Source organism: Pseudomonas sp. PS01297, from assembly GCF_029959305.1.
Lineage (GTDB): Bacteria > Pseudomonadota > Gammaproteobacteria > Pseudomonadales > Pseudomonadaceae > Aquipseudomonas > Aquipseudomonas helleri.
The window spans coordinates 1-14,547 of sequence record NZ_JASCPQ010000056.1; the positions used below are offsets into that span (position 1 = coordinate 1).

At 59.8% G+C, this 14,547-nt stretch carries 13 protein-coding genes; 2 read left to right on the forward strand and 11 right to left on the reverse strand.

Annotated features, from left to right (window positions below; translation table 11 throughout):
- Positions 1–63: 63 nt before the first annotated feature.
- The 5 genes from QMX84_RS16705 to QMX84_RS16725 form a co-directional block, all read right to left on the reverse strand.
- A complete protein-coding gene (locus QMX84_RS16705) occupies positions 64–315 on the reverse strand; it encodes a YfhL family 4Fe-4S dicluster ferredoxin (RefSeq protein WP_003213796.1) in 252 nt (83 codons plus the stop codon).
- A 99-nt stretch (positions 316–414) separates the two neighbouring features.
- Positions 415–897, reverse strand: coding sequence for a pantetheine-phosphate adenylyltransferase (coaD, locus tag QMX84_RS16710; RefSeq protein WP_047278434.1), 483 nt, complete (start codon positions 895–897; stop codon positions 415–417).
- Positions 898–1,012: 115 nt separating this feature from the next.
- Positions 1,013–2,608, reverse strand: coding sequence for a GMC family oxidoreductase (locus QMX84_RS16715; RefSeq protein ID WP_282364298.1), 1,596 nt, complete (start codon positions 2,606–2,608; stop codon positions 1,013–1,015).
- 34 nt (positions 2,609–2,642) lie between these two features.
- Positions 2,643–3,188, reverse strand: a complete 546-nt coding sequence (locus QMX84_RS16720) for a twin-arginine translocation pathway signal protein (RefSeq protein ID WP_282364299.1) — start codon at positions 3,186–3,188, stop codon at positions 2,643–2,645.
- 22 nt (positions 3,189–3,210) lie between these two features.
- Complete coding sequence (locus QMX84_RS16725; RefSeq protein ID WP_282364300.1) at positions 3,211–4,641, reverse strand: coniferyl aldehyde dehydrogenase; 1,431 nt, start codon at positions 4,639–4,641, stop codon at positions 3,211–3,213.
- A 156-nt stretch (positions 4,642–4,797) separates the two neighbouring features.
- Here QMX84_RS16725 and QMX84_RS16730 point away from each other — a divergent pair, with 156 nt between their 5' ends.
- Complete coding sequence (locus QMX84_RS16730) at positions 4,798–5,466, forward strand: TetR/AcrR family transcriptional regulator (protein WP_282364301.1); 669 nt, start codon at positions 4,798–4,800, stop codon at positions 5,464–5,466.
- Positions 5,467–5,496: 30 nt separating this feature from the next.
- On the forward strand, positions 5,497–6,351 hold the full coding sequence (locus QMX84_RS16735) for a sulfurtransferase (RefSeq protein WP_282364302.1): 855 nt from the start codon (positions 5,497–5,499) through the stop codon (positions 6,349–6,351).
- Between the two features lie 527 nt (positions 6,352–6,878).
- On the opposite strand, the gene QMX84_RS16740 is transcribed toward QMX84_RS16735, so the two are convergent.
- From QMX84_RS16740 to QMX84_RS16765, 6 genes are all read right to left on the reverse strand, one after another.
- Positions 6,879–7,724, reverse strand: a complete 846-nt coding sequence (locus tag QMX84_RS16740; protein WP_153335321.1) for an AraC family transcriptional regulator — start codon at positions 7,722–7,724, stop codon at positions 6,879–6,881.
- Entirely contained in the window at positions 7,724–8,755 is a 1,032-nt protein-coding gene (locus QMX84_RS16745) for a hydrolase (RefSeq protein ID WP_088500227.1), read from the reverse strand. Before QMX84_RS16745 ends, QMX84_RS16740 begins: the two co-directional genes overlap by 1 nt.
- Positions 8,756–8,763: 8 nt before the next feature.
- Positions 8,764–10,308: a pitrilysin family protein gene (locus QMX84_RS16750; RefSeq protein ID WP_262126148.1), complete on the reverse strand. Its 1,545-nt coding sequence runs from the start codon at positions 10,306–10,308 to the stop codon at positions 8,764–8,766.
- Positions 10,301–11,656 carry a pitrilysin family protein gene (locus QMX84_RS16755; RefSeq protein WP_262126149.1) on the reverse strand — a complete coding sequence of 452 codons (1,356 nt, stop codon included), beginning with the start codon at positions 11,654–11,656 and terminating at the stop codon, positions 10,301–10,303. The genes QMX84_RS16750 and QMX84_RS16755 overlap by 8 nt, the downstream gene beginning before the upstream one ends.
- An 82-nt stretch (positions 11,657–11,738) precedes the next feature.
- The gene (locus tag QMX84_RS16760; RefSeq protein ID WP_282364303.1) at positions 11,739–13,172 is read right to left on the reverse strand and encodes a pitrilysin family protein; all 1,434 of its coding nucleotides are present in this window, start codon (positions 13,170–13,172) and stop codon (positions 11,739–11,741) included.
- On the reverse strand, positions 13,165–14,511 hold the full coding sequence (locus QMX84_RS16765; RefSeq protein ID WP_282364304.1) for a pitrilysin family protein: 1,347 nt from the start codon (positions 14,509–14,511) through the stop codon (positions 13,165–13,167). Before QMX84_RS16765 ends, QMX84_RS16760 begins: the two co-directional genes overlap by 8 nt.
- Positions 14,512–14,547: the final 36 nt, after the last annotated feature.

A 14,547-nucleotide genomic window follows, 5' to 3' on the forward strand; every position in this document is an offset into this window, starting at 1 on the left:
GCCTCGCGATCTTTTGATTGTTTAAAAGATCGCGAGGCAAGCTCGCTCCTACAGAGGCAACCCTTACGCTTTACCGGTGATCAGCCGGTATTTTTCCATCAGCTGTTCTTCGGTTTCCGGGTGGGCTTCATCCAGCGGGATGCAGTCAACCGGGCACACCTGCTGGCATTGCGGCTCGTCGTAATGGCCTACGCACTGGGTGCACAGGTTCGGGTCGATCACGTAGATCTCTTCACCCTGGGAAATAGCAGCGTTCGGACACTCGGGTTCGCAGACGTCGCAGTTAATGCAATCGTCGGTGATGATCAGGGACATGGGTACTCCGGCCGGGGCCGTTTGCCCGGGCAACTAAAATCGAATGCGGCAATTGTGCCGCATTGGCGCCCGCAGTGCACGCGGGCGCCGCTTCAGCGGTTACTTCTTGCGAAACCGCTCGGTCAGGGCGTCAGCCACAGCCGGGTGGACAAACTTGCTGATATCGCCGCCCAAAGCCGCGATTTCACGGACTAACGTCGACGATATAAACGAATAGCGCTCGGACGGCGTCAGAAACAGGCTTTCGACGTCGGGTGCCAATTGGCGATTCATGTTCGCCAGCTGAAACTCGTACTCGAAGTCCGACACGGCACGCAGGCCACGCAGAAATACATTGGCGTTCTGTTCTTTGGCGAAGTGCGCAAGCAGCGTCGAGAAGCCGACTACCTCGACATTGGGCAGGTGCTTGGTGACCTCACGCGCCAGCTCAACGCGCTGTTCCAGAGGGAAGAGCGGGTTTTTTTTGGGGCTGGCCGCGACCGCAATGATCACGTGATCGAACAGGCGCGAGGCGCGCTCGACCAGATCGCCATGCCCCTTGGTAATGGGGTCAAATGTACCTGGGTACAACACTCGGTTCATCGCGTCGTCCTGGCGGGAATCCGTTGGGGAGTCGGATGGTATCGCAGCATTCCCGGTCGGCCAAGTCGCCAATTTAAGAAGAAAGCACTATAGACGCCGCCAGTTAACTCCTTTTTCACGGATTTTTAAGCCGTTGGGCCAGCTCTGTCGCGAGTTTGGCGGTGAGTGCGTACACCGACAATTGTGGGTTGGCGCCGATGCTGGTGGGGAACAAAGAGCCATCATGGATCGACAGATTGCGTAACTGATGATGGCGCCCAAGGCTGTCGGTGACCGCCAGGTGCGGGTTTTCCCCCATGGCGCAGCCGCCCATCACATGGGCGCTGGCCAAGCGCGTTCGATACCGCTCAAGGCTCAGGTTGTTGATGTGCTCGCGGGTTTCGCCCAGGGTTTTCAGGTAGCGCGCATCGCTGTGCAACGGCATCACCGCGCTGGCCCCGGCGGCAAACTGGATCTCGGCCATGCTGTGGAACGCCCGCCTGAGCCCGTCCCAGCTATACGGCGTGACGCTGTAATCGAGCACGGGGCTGCCGTCTGCGCGCAACTCAACGTTACCGCCGGGGCTGTCGGGGTGAAAGCCGTCGCGCATCAGGGCCAGCATCATGTGGGTGTTGGGCAGTTGCGCCATGTGTTCGGCGTTGGTTTCGCCGTAGCCGCCAAACAAGGTGGCGGCCAGCGCCGGGTGCAAGGGCGGGACTTCGAGCTTGTAGCCCATGGGGCCGGTGGCGCCGTCCTGCCACTGAAAGTGGTCTGTGTAAATCGACTGCGGGGCGCCGTAAAACGGATTGATCGCTGTCGCAAACTGCGCAGCCGAGAAGTTGACCAGGTGCAGAAACGTACGCTTGCCCACTCGCCTGTACGGGTCGGGCGCCTCTGAGCGCAGCAGCAGGCCGGGGCTGTTGATGCCGCCGCCCGCCAGCACGTAATGCCGCGCCTTGACCGTAATGGTGCAGCCTGTGGGCGCCACGCTGCGCCTGTCCATGGCTTGGCACTCCAGGCCGGTGACCTGATCACCTGCAATCAACAAACGCTGGGCGCGGGCCAGATACAGCAACTCGCCGCCGTTTTCGAGGGTCGCGGGAATCGTAGTCACCAGCATCGATTGCTTGGCATTGGTCGGGCAGCCCATACCGCAATAACCGAGGTTCCAGCAGCCGCGCACATTGCGCGGGATCACCTGCCAGCGGTAGCCGAGTTTTTCACAGCCGGTGCGGATCACCTCGTTGTTGGCGTTGGGCGGGATCAACCACGGGGCCACGCCGAGCCGTTGCTCCATCTGCGCAAACCAGGGCGCCATGGACTCTTCGCTGTGGCCGCTGACCGCATGCTCGCGGGCCCAGTGCTCCAGCGTCGGCGCCGGGGTGCGAAAGCTTGAGGTCCAGTTGACCAGGGTAGTCCCGCCCACCGCGCGGCCTTGCAGGATGCTGATGGCGCCGTCTTTGCTCATGCGCCCGATGCCTTCCTGATACAGGTTGGTGTAGGCCTCGCCTTCGAGCAGCTTGAAATCGCTGCTGGTCTTGAGCGGGCCTTCTTCGATCAGCAGCACTTTAAAGCCCGCGTTACTGAGGATTTCTGCCGTCGTGCCGCCCCCGGCGCCGCTGCCAATAATGGCGATGTCGGCTTCCAGCGTCAGGTCGTTGTCGAGGGTTGAGCCGTTATGGGTTTTCCATCCGCGGGCCAGGCCTTCGCGGAATAGATCGGGTACAGGCATAAGGACGTCCCATGAAAAATTATTATTGTGTGAATCAAACCGTCGGCGGGCCGGGATACCCGCAATGGGGCCACAACTCGGGCTTTTCGTAGCCGCTCATCATCACCAGTTGCAGCAGCGAGGCATGGCCCATGCGCAACAGGCTCAAGCTGCTGTTTTGCCAGCGGTGCAGGAAGTAGCGGATTTGATCGGGGGTTGTTTTCTCCCAACTGCCCCACAACCCCGTGAGCGGGCCGCGAGTGACCGGCATGGCCAGCACGTCGAATAACTGCAGGGTCAGCTTGAGCAGCTCTGGCGAGAGGTGGGCCAGGTTGTTGTCCAGCGTGTGCAAAGTGGCGTCTGTCGCTCCCGGCAGGGAGGTGTGCGAAATGCTGCCCGCCAGCATCACCGGCACCAGCGCCTGTAAAAACACCAGGTCGGTACTGCGCAGCACCCTGAAACCCCGGGCGCTGAAATTGGCCGAGCAGCCGCTGAGGCTGGCGCCCAGCCCGGCAGTGGCTAGAAAAGCCGAGGCGCAAAGGCCGACTTTTAAAACGCCACGGCGGGACAGGTGCGTCGGTTCATCCAGAAATTCCGGCATGGCTTGGTCTCGCCGTTTGAGGCTATCGGATAAACAACTTTTGAATCAGGCGTACCAGCGACCGGCCATATGGCGGGTAAATCGCCAGCGAACTGTTCCAGCGCTGTTTGCTCAACACGCCTTTGGCGTGGCTGAACGTCAGGAAACCTTCGTGGCCGTGGTAACGCCCCATCCCGCTCTGGCCGATGCCGCCAAACGGCAGGTCGTCGATGGCCACGTGCAGCAGCGTGTCGTTAATGCAGACGCCGCCCGAGTGGGTGTCTTGGAGGACGCGCTGTTGTTCGGCCTTGTTGTATCCGAAGTAGTAAAGCGCGAGTGGGCGAGGTCTTGAGTTGATGTAGGCAAGCGCTTCATCGAGCGTGCTGTACGCGACAACAGGCAGCAGAGGGCCGAAGATCTCGTCCTGCATGACCTGCATCTGGTCGTTCACATTCAGCAGCAACGTATGGGGCATGCGCCGCCCCTGACCGTGGGCATAGAGCGGGATCAGCCGGGCGCCTTTTTCGCTGGCGTCTGTTTGCAGGTGTTCAAGTCGCGCCAATTGGCGCTCGCTGATGATGGCGGTGTAGTCCGGGTTGTCGGCCAGCGTTGGATAAAAATCGAGTACGGCCTGGCGGTAAGCCTCGATAAACCCGTCGACCCGCTCGTGCGGCACCAGCACATAGTCGGGCGCGATACAGGTTTGCCCGGCGTTCAGGGTTTTGCCCCAGGCGATGCGCCGGGCGGCGTCTTTGAGCGGCACCCCAGCCGAAACGATCGCAGGGGATTTGCCGCCCAACTCCAGCGTCACCGGGGTCAGGTTATCGGCGGCGGCACGCATCACCTGCTTGCCGACATGGGTCGAGCCGGTGAACAGCAGGTGATCGAAGGCCAGTCCGGAAAACCCCATCGCCACTTCGGCGTCGCCCAACACCACGGCGACCATGTCTTCGGGGAAAATCCGCCCCAGCAGGTCTTTGAGCAAACGGCCGGTGGCGGGCGTGTACTCACTGAGTTTGAGCATCACTCGGTTGCCCGCCGCCAAGGCGCCGATCAAAGGCCCCATGGCCAAATACAGCGGGTAGTTCCACGGCACGATTACACCCACCACGCCCACGGGCTGATACACCACCTTGGCGCTGGCGGGCTGGAACATCACGCCCACGTGGCGCCGTGACGGTTTCATCCAGCGTTTTAGGTGTTTGAGGGTGTAGTCAATGCCCTGCAGGCTGGGCATCAACTCGGCAAACAAGGTTTCGTCGGTGCTGCGGTGGCTGAAGTCCTGGCTGATGGCGTCGATCAACACCTCACGCTCACGGCTCAGCAATACTCGCAGGCTCTTCAACCATTGCTGTCGCTGTGCTATTGGTGGGCAAGGGTGATCCGAGTAGGCCTTTCGTTGCAGACCGATAATATTATGGAGATCATCCATTGAGGTTGAGGAACTGTGTCGGTGGGCACTGTCGGTAGACATCGTTCGCTCCCTGCGGATGGTTGGGGTGCTCGTAAGCGCAAAGATGTTTTTAGAGCCTGCGCTCTATGTTGTCAATTGGGGGTCTGCCACTCGGGCTGTTTGAGCCACGGTGGTTAGGCTTTAAGATGTTTTTCGATATTCATCGAAGACCAATCCATGGCCGCACGATTAAAAACCAGCCAGCGCATCATCAATAACAGTCTGGAGTTGTTTAACCAGCTGGGTGAACGCAATGTCAGTACCAACCACATTGCGGCTCATATGGAGATTTCGCCGGGTAATTTGTATTACCACTTCCCCAACAAACAGGCGATCATCTCGGTGTTGTTTAGCGAGTACGAGGTGCTGGTGCTGGACTTTCTGCGCCCGCCCGAAGGCCGTTTGCCTGACGTCAGCGACAAGCGCGACTACTTGAAACACCTGCTCAATGCCATGTGGCATTACCGCTTTTTGTACCGCGACATCGAACACCTGCTGCTCAGCGACTCTGAACTGGCCGTGCGTTACCGAGGCTTTTCCACGCAATGCCTGGCGCAGGGGCAAGCCATCTATTCGGGGTTTGTGCAGGCGGGCATTCTCGACATGACGCCCCAGCAAATCGAATCGCTGACGCTCAATGCCTGGATCATTCTGACGTCTTGGGTGGGTTTTTTGTGCACCACGCGTGAGAACGCCACCCACCTGTCCGAAGAGGCGCTGACCCGCGGAATCTACCAACTGCTGATACTGGAATCGGGCTATGTAACGCCGCCGTACCGTGCTGCGGTTGATGAGTTGCTCAAGGAATATTACGTTCCACTGCAAAAGACATTGGTCGTACAGTAGCGCTATTGCCACCCCACTCAGGAGTTCGCCATGCCCGTTGCGCAACTGATCAGCCCTCAAGCCCTGAACGAACGTCAGGCACACCCCGGCCTGGTCATTCTGGATTGTCGTTTTGCCCTGGAAGACCCGGACTACGGGCACAGCAGCTATGTCGAAGGCCATATTGCCGGTGCGCAATTTGCCGACCTTAAGCGCCACCTCAGCGGCCCGGTGATCAAAGGCGTCACGGGCCGCCATCCCTTGCCTGAACCGTCGGCCTTGCTTGAGCAACTGCGGGCATGGGGCATCAACCAGGACAGCGATGTGGTGCTGTATGACGACGGCCCCGGTGCATTTGCGGCCCGTGCCTGGTGGTTGCTGGCGTGGCTGGGCAAGCGTGATGGCGTGTTTATTCTCGATGGCGGGTTAAAGGCCTGGCATGCGGCGGGTTTTAAACTGACCACGGACGAGCCCCATGTTGTGCCTGGCACCTTTGATGGTCAGCCGGATAGCCACTTGGTGTTGAGCGCTGAGCAATTGCAAGCGCGCTTGGGCCAGCCGGGGTTGACCTTGATCGACGCCCGCGCCAAGCCACGTTTTCGCGGCGAGGTTGAGCCGATCGACCCGGTTGCCGGGCATATCCCTGGTGCGCAATGTGCGGCGTTCAATGAAAACCTCGACAGCAGCGGGCGCTTCTTGCCTGCCGAGCAACTCAAACAGCGATTTACCGAACAACTGGCGGGCCGCTCGCCGGATGAACTGGTGGCGTATTGCGGCTCGGGCGTGACGGCGTGTCACAACCTGTTTGCATTGGGATTGGCGGGCTACCCGCTGGGCAAACTCTATGCGGGCTCATGGAGCGAATGGATCAACGACCCGGCACGAGGTGTCGCAACCGGGGACTGACCTCGTAGGAGCGAGCTTGCCTCGCGATCTTTTGATCTTTAAAAGCTCGCGAGACAAGCTCGCTCCTACACGGTTTTGTTGTAGCGATGCGGGCCGCAGACCGCCGCTAAACGTGCAGGCAACACTCCGTAGGAGCGAGCTTGCCTCGCGATCTTTTGATCTTTAAAAGCTCGCGAGCAAGCTCGCTCCTACACGGTTTTGATGCAGCGATGCGGGCCGCAGACCGCCGCTAAAGGTGCAGGCAACACTCCGTAGGAGCGAGCTTGCCTCGCGATCTTTTGATCTTTAAAAGCTCGCGAGCAAGCTCGCTCCTACACGGTTTTGATGCAGCGATGCGGGCCGCAGACCGCCGCTAAAGGTGCAGGCAACACTCCGTAGGAGCGATGCGGGCCGCAGACCGCCGCCAAACGTGCAGCCAACACTCCGTAGGAGCGAGCTTGCTCGCGATCTTTTGATCTTTAAAAGCTCGCGGGCAAGCTCGGTCCTACACGGTTTTGATGTAGCGATGCGGGCCGCAACACCACCGTCTACAGGCTTTGTGCGTGCTGGGCACTGGCCGCACGGTAGGCCGCCGGGCCGACGCCATAGACTTTTTTGAACTGGCGGCTCAAATGGCTTTGGTCGGCAAAACCCAGTTGTGTAGCGACTTGCAGCGGTAAGCAGCCTTGTTGCAACAAGCCGCGGGCATGGGCGATGCGTTGTTGCATCAGCCAGGTGTGGGGCGGCATGCCGGTGGCGCGCTGGAACACGCGGGCAAAGTGGAACGGCGACAAGTTAACCGCCGCCGCCAGTTCTTCCAGCGAGGGCGGTTCGGCCAGCCGCGATTGCAGCAGCTCTTTGGCCTGGCGCACCGCCCGGTGTTCCACGCCCGGCTTGCCGGGCATCGGCAGGCGGGCATGGCGGTTGAGCAGGGCAAGCATCATTTGCCGCCAGAGCGTTTGCTGATGCAGCGCCGACTCCGGGCCTTCCAGCAAATGATGCAGTTGCTGCAACCCATGGAACAGCTCCGGGTCGTGCAGCAGGGTGTCGTTGAAGGTGGGCAGGTGGGTGCCGGGCAGGTTCAATTCTTCCAGCAGGCTTTGGATCTGTTCGTTGTCCGGGTAGAACGCACGGTAGCGCCAACCGGCATCATGGCCTTTGTGGCCGTTATGCACTTCGTCCGGGTTGATCAACACCAGTGTGCCGGTGCTAGCCAGGTGCTCTGCACCGCGATAGCGATAACGCTGGGCGCCGTCCATGATCATGCCAATCACAAAACCATCATGCACATGGGGCACAAAGCGGTGTTCGATGTAGCGCGCGGTGAGCAATTCGACGCCGTTCAACGGCGCCGTTTGCCAAAAGTGGATGGACTCACCTTGCTCCACATTCATTACGCAGACTCAGGCTTGAGGCTGGCCAACCACTGTGGAATGCGTCGTTCCAGGTAGTACCTGGGCGTTCTCGGCGACCCCTCAACGAAACCCACATGGCCGCCCTTGGTGTGCAGCTCAAGTTCGGTGCAGGCGGACAGTTCGCTGGCTTCGGGGATGCTGTGTTTGAACACAAACGGATCATCCTCGGACTGGATAATCAGCGTGGGCGTTTCAATCGCGCCCAGGAAGTAGCGGCTGGAGGCGCGGCGGTAATAGTCGTCGACGCTCTGATAACCGTTGAGCGGCGCGGTGACCCGGTCGTCGAACTCCCAAAAGGTGCGCAGTTTGCTCAGCGATTTGAGGGTACCCAGCTTGGCCAGTGCGGCCAGCGCTTCGTGCTTGGCGTCCTGTTGAAACTGGCGCTGTTTGATTTTGACGTAGGCCACCATTTCACGCATGAAGTGCGCTTGGTACACCTTGGAGAAGCCCATGCCGATGCGGTCGGCGCACTGGTCGAGGCGAAACGGCACCGAAACCGCGACGCCACCTTGCAGGCCGCTGGCGCTGCCCGATTCGCCCAGGTATTTAAGCAGCACATTGCCGCCCAGTGAGTAACCCACGGCATAGATCGGCGCCAGCGGGTAGCGCGCCCGCAAATGCGCAACCGTTGCGGCCAGGTCTTCACTGGCGCCGGAGTGGTAGCTGCGTGCCAGCAGGTTGGGCTCCCCCGAACACCCGCGCCAGTTCAGGGCTACGCTGGCCCAGCCCTGTTTTGCCAGGGCGCTCTGCTGGCCTGCAATGTAGTGCGAAGCCGAGGATCCGGTCAGGCCATGCAGCACCAGCACCAGCGGTTCATGGGCTGACGGCGTGCCGTGCCAGTCGAGGTCGAGAAAGTCGCCATCTTCGAGCCACAGGCGCTCGCGTTGATGTTCAACAACAGGTTTGGTGCGCCACAGCGGCCCCCACAGCGTTTGCAAATGAGGGTTGCCGAGGCCAGAAGCTGGTGTGAACAGTTCCACGGGTAACGCAGGGGAAGCGAGGGCGCGCACTTAAGTTCTCAGTCGGTGACAGGTATCAGAAAGTGCTTAAGTTGCCACAACGCGGCCTGCGGCCCAAGCAGTGTGTGTTGTGCGGTGCTCATCCAATTGGTCGAATTGCACAGCGGCTGTCCGTTGTTCTCACTCATGCTGACCACGGGCAGGGCTTGCTGGGCAACGCTGGGGCCGAGAGTGAGGGTGACCCAGGCATCGGCGTTCATGTGCCGGTTCATGGCGGCTTTTATCTGTCCGGCGGTCATTTTCTGGATCTCGGTTATTTTGTGAGTGAAGTCCAGGGTGTGGTCGAAACGGTTGATGTCCTCCAGTTCCTTGAGCAGGTTCCTGTTGGTCGCGAGCAGTTGTGGCAGCGCCTGACGCAGGTATTTCTTGATGCTGTCCAGCTGCTCTTGTGTGGGCCCATCCTTGAGGAACTGCTCAAACAGCGTTTTGGCATGGGCCAAGGCCTGCTCACTGTAGTGGGGCGGCGTATTGAACTGGGTGATCCAGGCCGTGGCGCCTTGGGCATGTTCGATATCGGACTGCACTCCGTAGGTGACGCTGTGTTTCTCGCGTAGTTGATTATTTAAAACGCCATTGAACATCACATTGGCTACCTGCAGGGCCAGTGAATCTGGGTGCTGATTGGGCACAACATTGTGTGCCATGACCAGCAAGGTCTGGCTCGTGCTGTCTTCAATGTGCAGGGTTCTGCCAGTGTTGACCTGAGTGACAAACCTTTGCGGCGCGGGCAGCGCCGGCCCTTGCGGCATCGCATCGGCCAAGGTTTGGCTGAGTAATTTGGCCTGCTCGGGCGTGAGGTCGCCGACGATCACCATTTGCGCGTTAGCTGCGGTATAGGCCCGCTGAAAAAAACTGCGAACCTGCGCGGCTTGTATGCGTTGAAGACTGTCGTTGGTGCCGTTGACTGAGCGCGATAACGGCTGACCGGGGTACAGTTCTGCGCGAATGCTGGACAGCGCTCGCGCCTGGGCAAAAACTTGCTCAAGCGTGAGGTCTGCCTGCAAGGATCGCCTTATTCGCGACAGGTTCTCCTCGCTGAAAGAGCGCTGTGTCAGGGTTTCGGTAAACAGGCTCAGCACCGGGGCAAGCACCTCGGGTGCGCTCAGGCTTCTGAGGGTCAGGTAGCTTTGCTCGGCATTGATACCGTGGGTTATTTGCGCGCCGTAACGGTTAAACCCCCGGGCGATCTCGTCGGCGTGTTTGCGTGCCGAATCGACACTGAACAGGGCCTGAGTCATGGCCGCCAGCCCCGGTGTTTGGCCATCGTAGTAGCTGCCTGCGGCAAAGCTGATTTTCAGGTCGACCATGGGCAAGTTGTGGTTTTCCACAAACAGCACGCGGCTGCCCTGCTTGAGTGTCCACGACTGGATCCGGGGCGCGTGGGGTGTGCCTGTGGGCTCTTTGAGTTCGCGCAGCGATTGCAAGGCTAAGGTGGGGCCGGGAATATCTGCTGCCTGTACGTAACAGCCTGCCGCCAAAAAAAGGCTCGACAGCGCAAACAGGCAGACAAGGGTGCAGCGTGCGATGAGGGTGGCATTACTCATGAGGTGACTCCTCAGGCAGCGCGTAGCTGGTGATTAACCGGTCTGCGACCAGAAAGGTCTGCGCTGTGCGTTGAATGTCTTGCGGGGTGATGGCGTTCAAGGCATCGAGCCGTGTCTGTTCGGTGCGCCAGGACAGCCTGGCCATTTCCAGCATGCCAATCTGCAGGGCGCGGTTTTCCGGCTCATCCTGCTCGAACACGCGCCGTGCCGTGATCTGAGTCCGCGCGCGTTCGAGGTCTTCAAGGCTTGGCGGGGCGGTTTTCAATGAGTCGATAATGGCCAGAATCCGCGTCTGGAGCGTCTTGAGCGTTTCAAGCGAAACGGCTGTTTCGAGGTCGGGCAGCGCGCTGATGTTGAACAGCTCATCGCCGAGGCTGACCGCCTGGTAATGAACGGTGGTGGTGTCTGCCAAGCCTTCCTTGCGCACCAATAACGGCTCGAACAGCGAGCTGTTTGCGCCACCCAGCATTTCGGAAATCAGCTCCAGTGCCGGTGCTGTTCGCGGGTCTGTTTGAGTGGCGAGGCTTGGCACATTGAAGGCCATGTACAGCACGGGTATTTGCTGGGGGATGTAGTGCGTGATGCTGCGCTCGCCGGGCATCGCCAGGTCGATGGGGGTTGAGCTGTAGGGCAGCGCCCGGCGGGCAATAGGGCCGAAATACTGTTCGGCCAGTTGTTTGACCTGCTGGGGGGTGATGTCACCGACGACCACCAGCACCGCGTTGTTGGGGGCATACCAGCGTTGATACCAGCGCTTTACCTCTTCGGTTTGCAGGCGGTCCAGATCATGTCGCCAGCCAATGATCGGGTTGCCTGCTGCGCTGGCCGGCAGGGCCAGGCGCCGGGGGACCTCGATGGCGCGCTTGATGGGGTGGTGATCAGAGGCTTCGGTGCGCTCGTTTTTGATGATTTCACGTTCGCCGCTCCAAACCGTCGCAGACAGGTGAGCGGTGCTCATTTGGTCCGCCAGCATTTCAAAGCTGACACCCAGCGCATGCGGGGGCACGGTGTGGAAAAACAGCGTGGCGTCATTCAGGGTCAAGGCATTTTGGCTGCCGCCCAGGTTCTGCAAAATATGGCCTGACTCGCCTGTGCAGAGCTTGCTGCTGCCATTGAACAGCATGTGCTCCAGCGCATGGGACACGCCGGTTTGGCCCGGCTCTTCCTGATTTGACCCGATGCGATACCACAAGTGGGTCAGCACCAGGCTGGCGTTGTGGTCTTCGTAAATAATGATTTTGAGCCCGTTATCGAGTGTGAACTCATGAATGGGCGGTGGGCTGCTGGCCGATGCCAGCAGGGGATGGAGCATGACGCCGAGCAGCAGCCCGGCGATGAGTCTTTTCATGGTGGGTGTCCTGACGAGGGTTCGTCAGGACAGGTTGCGATAAACCCGGGCGGCAGGTGCGTTACATAAGTACGCAATACGCTCAGGGCTGAACGGCTGACAAGGGGCGTTGTTCGACCGTTGGGCCGAGGCTTGCGACCTTCCATTTATCGGCCCTGGTATAACGATTCATGGCGTCTTTGATGTCTTGTCGCGACAGCTTTTGGGCGTGCATGACCAGCGCGTCGAAATTGCGGGGCAGGTCGTGGGCCCCCATAAGCAGCAACTGTTGAACCATTTGTGCATTGCTGGCGCTGGTCAGCGGCAAGTTGCCTGCCAACCGTCGTTTGACGGCGACCAGTTCCTCTTCGGTGGGACCGTCGCGCAGCCACTCGGCAAACAGCGTTTTGACCAGCGCGAGGGTGGCATCCTGCTGATCGGGGGCGGTTTGCAGGCTAATGGTCCAGGGCCCGCCCGCTTGCCAGAGCGGTATAAAAGCCGAGGCGGCGTAGCTCAGCCCGCGCGTGTGGCGCAGCTCATTGATCAGACGACTGCTGTTGGAACCGCCGAATATCAGGCTGGCCACTTGTAACGCCACGTAATCCGGGTGATTCGCCGGTACGCTCGGCTGCGCCAGCATGATCAAGGTCTGGCTGTAGGGGGCTTCGAGGTGTGTATGGCCGGGCGGTGATGTCAGGTCCATGGCCAGTTCAACAGGCGCCAGTGCGGGGCCTTGGGGCAGGGCCTGGCTGATCGCGATGCTCAGGTCTGTGGCTTCATCATTTGAAATGTCCCCCACGATGACCAGCAGCGCGTTGGCCGCGGTGTAGGCTTTTTGATGAAAGCCCCGGACTTTCCCGGCGTCTATCAAGGCCAGACTCTGGGCGTTGCCTTCGACGGGTCTTGCGTAAGGGTGATTGCCATACACCTGTGCATGCAGCGTCTGTTGCAGTCGCGCTGTCGGGTTTTGTTGCACCAGCCCGATGGCATTGAGCGCCGACGCTTTCGCCCGCTCGACGGCGTCCGGGGCAAAAGCGGGCTGTGTGATCAGCTGCGTGAACAGGTCAATCGCCGCCTTGCGCGTCTCGCCGTCACTCAGTGTGCGCAAGGTTAACCGTGCTTCGTCCTTGTCTACCGAAGCCGTCAGTTGTGCGCCCAGTTGATCAAATGTTTCGGCGATGGCCTTGGCGTCCATACCTTCAACGCCCTGGTTCAAGAGCTTCAGGGTCAGGTTTGCCAGCCCAGGCGAAGCGTCGTCGCGGCTGCTGCCCGCTGAAAAACGCACGCTGATATCAACGATGGGCAGTGCGTGGGTCTCAATAAAAAGCACGCGGGTGCCTTCATGGGTCGCAAAGGCGCGAATGCTCAGCGGGCGAGCGGCAATTTGGTTGTCATCCAGGTTTTTTAAGGTCTGCAAGGCTGTTGCCGGGCCTTCTGTTGCCCGTGCTGGAACGCTCAGGCAAAGGCTCAGCAACAGGATGGTGATGAACGCCAATGGCATCCAAGGGTGGCGTGTCGAGGTGAAGGCATTAGTCATTTTTTTTCTCCGGCCTTGGCATGTAAGCGGCACTGAAGCGGTTTTCGGTGAGGTAGGTCGTGGCCAGTTGCTGGATGTCGGCAGGCGTCAGTGTTTGCAGGGCCTGTTCTTGTGCATCGAGGGTCGACCAAGGCAGCCCGATGCTTTCCAACTCACCTATGTCGCTGGCTTGCTTCTCGATCTGATCGTGGGCGTACAGGCGTTTGGTGATGATCCTGCGTTTGGCGCGCTCCAGCGTTTGCACGCTGAGCGGGGCGGCTTTGAGCGCTTTGAGCTGCGCCCAGATCAAGGCTTCAACGGCCTCCGGTGACTCGGTGCGTGACGGACTGATTTCGGCCCAGATCCTGAGCAGGCCATCGCCCCGGTTCAGCAGGTCGTAATGGGAGTACGTCCCGGCCAACAGGCCTTGTTGATGCATCAGGCTGGCTTTGATGAGTGAGCTGTCGCTACTGGCCAGCAGCTCGTTGAGCAACAGCAGGCCAAAGGCAGTTTGCGGGTCTTGTGCGGTGTTCAAACTGGGCACATTGAAGGCCATTACCAGCTTTGCATTGGGGCTGGGCAAGCGAAGGTGCAGCCCGCGTCGGCCCAGATGGGTCAGTTCAATGGGGCGCTTGACCGTGGGCAAGGGGCGCGCAGCGATTGCGCTGAACTGTTGCGTCACCAGTGCTTTGGCCTGCTCCAGCGTCACATCGCCGACGATGACCAGCACGGCATTGTTGGGTGCATACCAGTCTTGATACCACTGCATGAGCAGCGGGTTGTTCAGCCGGTTGATGTCATGCATCCAGCCCAGCACAGGGTTCTTGTAGGTACTTGCCACATGGCCAATGGTTTTGACCCGCTCATTGAGCAAGTTCCACAGGTTGCTGTCGACTGTCGAACGGCGTTCTCTCTGAATGACCAGCCGTTCGATAAGTAACTGGGCATCAGTCCAGCGTGCGCTGGCCATTTGGTCTGCAAGAATTTCGAGTGACACCGCAAGCCGGCTGGTGGCCTGCAACTGTGTGTAGAACGTTGCATCGGACCGCGTGGTGGCGTTGGCGCTGACGCCCAGCGATTCAAGCACGGCTAACGCTTCGCCCTGGGGCAGTTTGCTGCTGCCTTTGAAGACCATGTGTTCCAGAGCGTGAGACAAACCGGTTTGTCCTTCCTGCTCATAACTGGCGCCGACTCTGTACCAAAGCTGCGAGGCCACCACGGGAGCGCGGTGGTCCTCGCGAACAATGACCTTAAGGCCGTTGTCGAGGGTAAACGTATGGGTAGCCGGTGCCGCGTGGGCGCAGGCGGTCGCTGGCAACCACAAGGTGATTAGCCAGCGAAACAAAAGAGGGGATTTCATCCGCAAGGATCCTTGAGTGTTCTGTGAATAAAGTCA